4 protein-coding genes are annotated in these 6,161 nt (G+C 51.1%); 3 read left to right on the top strand and 1 reads right to left on the bottom strand.

Features of this window, described 5'->3' with window-relative positions; all coding sequences use genetic code 11:
• Positions 1-461 precede the first annotated feature (461 nt).
• The 3 genes from JRF57_15820 (at position 462) to JRF57_15810 (ending at position 4,018) form a co-directional block, all read left to right on the top strand.
• On the top strand, positions 462-791 hold the full coding sequence (locus tag JRF57_15820; GenBank protein MBW2305165.1) for a phasin family protein: 330 nt from the start codon (positions 462-464) through the stop codon (positions 789-791).
• Positions 792-834: 43 nt separating this feature from the next.
• Positions 835-2,487: a phosphotransferase gene (locus JRF57_15815; protein ID MBW2305164.1), complete on the top strand. Its 1,653-nt coding sequence runs from the start codon at positions 835-837 to the stop codon at positions 2,485-2,487.
• 211 nt (positions 2,488-2,698) lie between these two features.
• A complete protein-coding gene (locus JRF57_15810) occupies positions 2,699-4,018 on the top strand; it encodes an HDOD domain-containing protein (GenBank protein ID MBW2305163.1) in 1,320 nt (439 codons plus the stop codon).
• Positions 4,019-4,438: 420 nt separating this feature from the next.
• Here JRF57_15810 and JRF57_15805 read toward each other — a convergent pair whose 3' ends face one another.
• Positions 4,439-5,359, bottom strand: a complete 921-nt coding sequence (locus JRF57_15805; protein MBW2305162.1) for a DMT family transporter — start codon at positions 5,357-5,359, stop codon at positions 4,439-4,441.
• Positions 5,360-6,161: the final 802 nt, after the last annotated feature.

Raw genomic sequence — 6,161 nt, 5'->3', positions numbered from 1 at the left:
TGGAGCAGCCTGCCTGCCGCAGGCAGGGAGAGCGGAAGAGCCAAAATCGGCAGTGAGCGGAGCCATGGACGGCGTAGCGAACGTAGCGGAGGGAACATCCCTTTACCCTTCACCTATCGGGTGCTGTCAGAACACTTTAACATATTGTAATAAAGATCAATTTCATCATTAACGCATAATTTGGGATAAACGGATAAAGAACATTTGTTCTGCATACAAAACTATATTCTATATACCAAACATACCTCAAATACCTTTTCCTGTCAATGAGAAAGACTTCGCCTGCCCGACTCTTTCCCGGCGTAATATCCTTGCCCGACTCTTTCCCGGCGTAATATCCTTGCCGCAAACGAGTCTGCAACAATCCTGTTGCTTCCTGGATCAAAGAGATTATATAGTGATAAAGATTTAAAAAAATTTTCCCAATTTTAAGCAGATTAACCATTCAAGGGAGGAATACGATGCTGGAATTCGTTCGAAAGGGTCTCCTTGCAAGCCTTGGGGCGGCAGTGGTGACCAAGGAAAAGATTGAATCAGTCACCAGGAAGTGGGTAGATGACGGCAAAATTTCCACCGAGGAGGCTGAAAGACTTGCCAATGAGCTGGTCGGAAGCGGCCAACGGCAATGGGAAGAACTCCAGACAAAGATCCTCGATACCGTGAGGAAGGCCCTGGAAAACCTGGACCTTGTCACAAAGACAGAAATTGAAACCCTCTCCAGGAGGATCGACACCCTGGAAAAACGCCTTGCCGAGTTGGAAGAAAAGGAACCTTCGTCACTCGGTGATTGAGATGGTGGGAATCCGGCCTGATTCTCTCTAGAAGGAGCGAAACTTGGACATCAAGGCAATCACCCATCTCGGGCGGTTCAAGGACATCATTTTGACCTTGCTCAAGTACGGCCTCGACGACGTGGTGGAGAGGCTCGATCTGCCCGGCAAGGTCTTCATCGAGCGGATCGGCAGGGTGGACAAGGGAATGAGTACGCGGGAGAGGATTCGCCACGTGCTCGAAGATCTCGGGCCGACCTTCATCAAGTTCGGGCAGCTCATGAGCCTTCGACCCGACCTCATTCCCTTCCCCCTCATCCAGGAACTCCGGAAACTCCAGGACGAAGTGGCCCCCGTTCCCTTTCCCGAGATCCGGGAGATGGTGGAAAAGAACCTCGGCCGCCCCCTGGAGGAGGTGTTCTCCTCATTCGAGGAAACCCCTCTTGCCGCCGCTTCCCTGGCACAGGTCCACCGCGCCGTTCTGCGCAAAGAGGGAAAGCCTGTTGCGGTGAAAGTGAGGCGCCCCGGGATCCGCAGGGTAGTCGAAATGGACCTCTACATCATGGAAGTGATCGCCCGGCAACTGGACAAGCGGATGGACGGAAACCGGGTCTATGATTTCCCGAACCTCGTCGAGGAGATCAAGGTTGCGTTTCGCCGGGAACTCGATTTCACCCGGGAGGCCCGAAACATGAAGATTTTCAAGGCCGGATTCAAGAGCGCTTCACTTGTCTACCTCCCGGAGCTCTATGAGGCCTATTGTACCGAACAAATCCTCACCATGGACCTCATACAGGGGGCCAAGCTCAAGGACCTGGATCTACAACATTTGGAGAACCGCGAAGACCTCGCCAAACGAATCCTCCATTTCACCTTGAAACAGATCATAGAGGAGGGCTTTTTCCACGCTGATCCCCATCCGGGAAACATCCTGATTCTTGAGGAGAGCAAGATATGTCTCCTGGATTGGGGGATGGTGGGACGGCTCACGAGACAGCTTAGATACGATCTGGTAGACCTGCTGCTGGCCATATTCGAAAGGGACGAGGAAAAGGTCCTTTGGACCCTTCTCAGCCTCACGGCCAGGAGCGGTCCCGTTCACCACCAAAAGATGCAGCGGGAAATCGCCGACATACTGGATGCCTTTCACAGCCGCCCCTTGGGGGAGGTTCATATCGGACACCTACTTCTGGATATCTCGACCCTCCTGAGGGAAAACCGCCTCCAGATTCCCGCCGATCTCGCCCTGATGATAAAGGTCCTGGTGACGGCTGAGGGGACGGCCCGCCAGCTTTGCCCCGAATTGAACGTGATCCGGGAATTCGAGCCCTATATCAAAAGGGTGGCCAGGGAGAGGTGGCACCCGGAAGCAGTGCTCGAAAGGCTGAGGTTGATCTTATACAAGTTCCTATTTTTTCAGAAGAATCTTCCGGCCAGGATCGACCACATCATCGACGTCGTGGAACGGGGCGAACTCAACATCCATTTCCAGCACGAAAACCTCGAAAATTTACAAAAATCCCTCGAAAGGAGTTCGAACCGCTTGACCCTGGGCATCATCATCGCCGCCCTGATCATCGGCTCCTCCATGATCGTTACCACCGGGTTTGGGCCAATGTTGAGCGGTGTTCCGGCCCTTGGAATCATAGGCTATATCGTCTCGGGTGTACTCGGGCTCTGGCTTGCCTTCAACATCATAAGGACCCGCAAATTCTGAGGAGCCCTCCCCCTCATCCCTGGGCGGTGGAGGTCATCTGACCGTTTCCAGGAAATTTCCCTATCCTTGAGGACCCTTCCTCTGGAAATCTCCTTGACAAGGCCTTTCGTGGAACCGATATAAAGATGGTCCCATTTTTCGGGCCTCGAAATCCCTGAATTTCGAAATTCATGGCCCCGAATCCCGTTCAATCCGACGGGAGGGCCCCTCAATGGAGATTGCCGCGATGAACACCGTACTTGTTGCCAATCGTGACTTGGAGGAGTGCAAACAAATCAAAAAGGCCCTGGGGGACATGTATAAGGTCCTTATGGTCACCAAGGCTTCAGACCTGGCAGACCTTCGGTCTAAAGCGGACCTCGCAGTCCTGGACCAAAATTTCACAGACCGCTCTGGAATCGATGCGCTCCCACGACTCCTCGAAAATTCATATATCCCTGTCCTAATGGTCACGGCACCTGATGACCCCCGCTGCGCCATCGAGGCCGTGCGGCTCGGTGCCTACAATTACCTCGTGAAGACCGAGGGCTATCTTGATCTACTTTATTATTCCATCAAGGAGGCAATCGAGAAATACAACGAACGGGAGGAAATGCTCCGGACCATCAACGCCTTAAAACAGCGCATCGCCGAGTTGGAAAAACGGCTTGAATCGACGACGACCTGGGAAGGAATCCCTGCTACAACGGAAGACCGGGCGGGTCTCATCGAGGCCATTACCTCCCGATTCAGAAGGGGTGAAATCAATCTCCCGTCCTATCCAAAAATCAATTCTCAGTTCAGAATATTGATAGAAGAAGGGGCCCCCATCGGCCGGATAACCCGCCTACTCAAGCAAGATGTAGGAATTTCCTCCAAGCTCCTAAGCATATCCAATTCGCCATACTACTGCGGCCTTCACAAGAACAAAACATTGGAGCAGGCCGTAAGCCGCCTGGGACTCAAGACCACCAAGAACTACGTGGAAATCATCTCGAACCGAAGTCTTTATACAACCAACAACGAGAAGTACAAGGAACCCCTTAAAAGACTATGGAAGCATTCCTTGTCTTGCGCCTATGCCTCCGAGATCATATCACGCCATCTTCAAATGGAGACCCCCGACGAGGTCTTCACCATGGGCCTTATGCATGATATCGGGAAGCTCCTCCTGATGCAGGTGGCGATTGAACTGGAGACCAATGGGGCTTTTGGTGGAGGGATTGACCGGAAGGAGCTCATCCATACATTGGATGCCTATCACGGCAGTTTCGGAAGTTCTTTGTTAAAAAAATGGAACTTTCCACAACAGTATTCCGATATCGCCCAATACCATCACAATCCCGACAAGACGAACAGCATTTCAAAGGAACTCATGGTGGTCCACCTGGCGAATCTTCTTTCCAGGCACATGGGTTATTCCCTGGACGTTACGGACGGCGTTGATCTTGAAAACGCCGTGTCCCTCAAGTTCCTGGATATCGACCTCGATATTCTCCAGCGGATTGAAGGAAAGGTATCGGCCCTTATGCACAACGCCGCTTCCATCTAGTTTGTGCCCATCCACGAAAGCATATCTGGCACGGATGAGTTTCCCAACCAATAACCTACTATCGGCTGAAGCCGATAGCTTTAGGGGCCCAGGGGCCAAGGGGTCAAGTGAAATGCATTGAGGCCAGCTTATTCGGTTCTTCAACAATCACTCGGCCACTTGAACCCTTGGATCCTTGAACCCTACACAAAAAAAACGATCCAACTAACCTCTTGAAATAACCAGGCCGGGAGACCGGGAACGAAGAAAAGATCTACATGTCCCTTCAGTCTAATCCGGCAAGCACTTCAATTCCATACCAGTCTCCAAAAGGGGCCATCGGCCCCTGCCCGAGCCAACCTTCCAGGAGTAAAGAAATAACATCTTTCAAAATTTGGCATGGATAATCTGGGTTCAAAATTGTTTATGCAAGATTCAGGTTCAAAGGTCTCGATTTGACGGGATAACCCGGGGGGCTGGTTTGCGGTTCACCAGGACCATTCCCACGCTCACAAGCCCAAGGGCTGCTAAAAGCTTCGGGTTCATGATTTCCCCCAACATCAAAGCGCCGCTCAGGAAGACGCCGAAGACCGGTGTAAAAAAAGAAAAACCATGGAGAAGGCTTACTGGATGATGGTGGATCAATTCGAACCAAACCAGGTAACTCAGGAAGGCGATAATGATACACTGGTAGAACACCGAGAAGGCAGTCATCCGGGAGAAACCTGAAATCAGGGGATTCTCCAACAGCACACCCATGCCGAGCAACAGGGGAGCAGAAAAGGACACCTGGTAAAATAGGGTCTGCAAGGGAATCGTTCGATCGGCCATGAATCTCTTGATATAAACAGTGGTGCCCCCCCACAGGGCCCCCGCCAGGAGCGCCATGATATCGCCTGAAAGTGCGCCGGGACCGAAATTTCCCATGTCACCGATGAAAAGCAGGACGACTCCGCAAAAGGCCAAGATAAGGCCCGAAACCTTCCAGGAATTGAGCAGATCACCTTTCAGGAAAAAATGAGCTCCGAGGGCCACGAAAAAGGGGGCTGAGTAAAGAAGGACATAGGTCCTGGATGCCGTTGTGTGCTGGAGCCCCACATATACCAGTCCGAACTCCGTGCCGAACATGGCCCCGATCACGACTCCATGGATGAGAACGGCCTTCGAAGGGTAAAGGGATATTTTCTTGAACTTCATCCAGGCATAGAGGCAGAAAGCAGCCACAAGGGAGCGAATTCCCGCCATGAACAGGGGGGAGATTTCCAGGGTTCCGATTTTTACAATGGCCATGTTGGCGCCCCAAACGAGCGAGAGGCCCAACAGGACGGCCACGGGTCTCCAACTGAGTTGGGCTCTATACATATTTTCATCTCTTACCGGTGGATAGGTCCAAAATAGGCCCTTCAATCCACCTCGACGGGATGATAGCATATTTCATAATTGCCCCAAATATAATTATTTTGCTATTTATTTATAATAAAATCAGATGGATACCTATGTATAACGTTTACTCTCAAATTCAGGTTTCTTTGTGGGCCGGCGGAACAGAGAGGCGTGTTGCGATATCTAATTGAATTTTATTGAAGGGGCATGGGGTTCAGTTACAGTTGAAATTCTCGAGTACCAATGCTTTAACCCGGATTATGCAATTGCCAAGTTTGCCGAAGATGCAAGGCGTAAGGTACCCCAGACTACTTTAGTACTTCAAGCGCCTTACAACGCAGCAGATTCGGCAAAATCGGCAATCCCGAAGGGTGACAAATTTTGAATAAATTTGATGTTTCCTGACTGCACCTTTTTGGTGAATGTAATCTGATCTGAAAAGATGTACAACCGTATATAATCATTAAACAAATGACTTCTTTCAAAATTTGTCATGCATAATTTGGGTTTTATGTTTTCGGTCTTTTTCTCCTTGGAAGGATGACTCGAACAAGGGCCGATGGCCCCTTTTCTGAAGTGACCGGCGGGATTATCAGTGGGGGAAGCCGCTGAAAACACCAGCCCGGGAGCCTCCGAACGAAAGAAAAGGCGCCATCGGCCTTTTGGAGGTCGGTACCGAATTGAAGTACTCACCGGGTGTTATGGAAACGGAAGGGGCATGGGGATCTTTCCCTCGTTCCCGAGTCTCCCGGCCTGGTTATTTCAAGGGGTTAGTGACGGG

The organism is Deltaproteobacteria bacterium, from assembly GCA_019310525.1.
Taxonomy (GTDB): domain Bacteria; phylum Desulfobacterota; class DSM-4660; order Desulfatiglandales; family HGW-15; genus JAFDEE01.
This window is presented reverse-complemented; position numbering and strand designations above follow the sequence as displayed.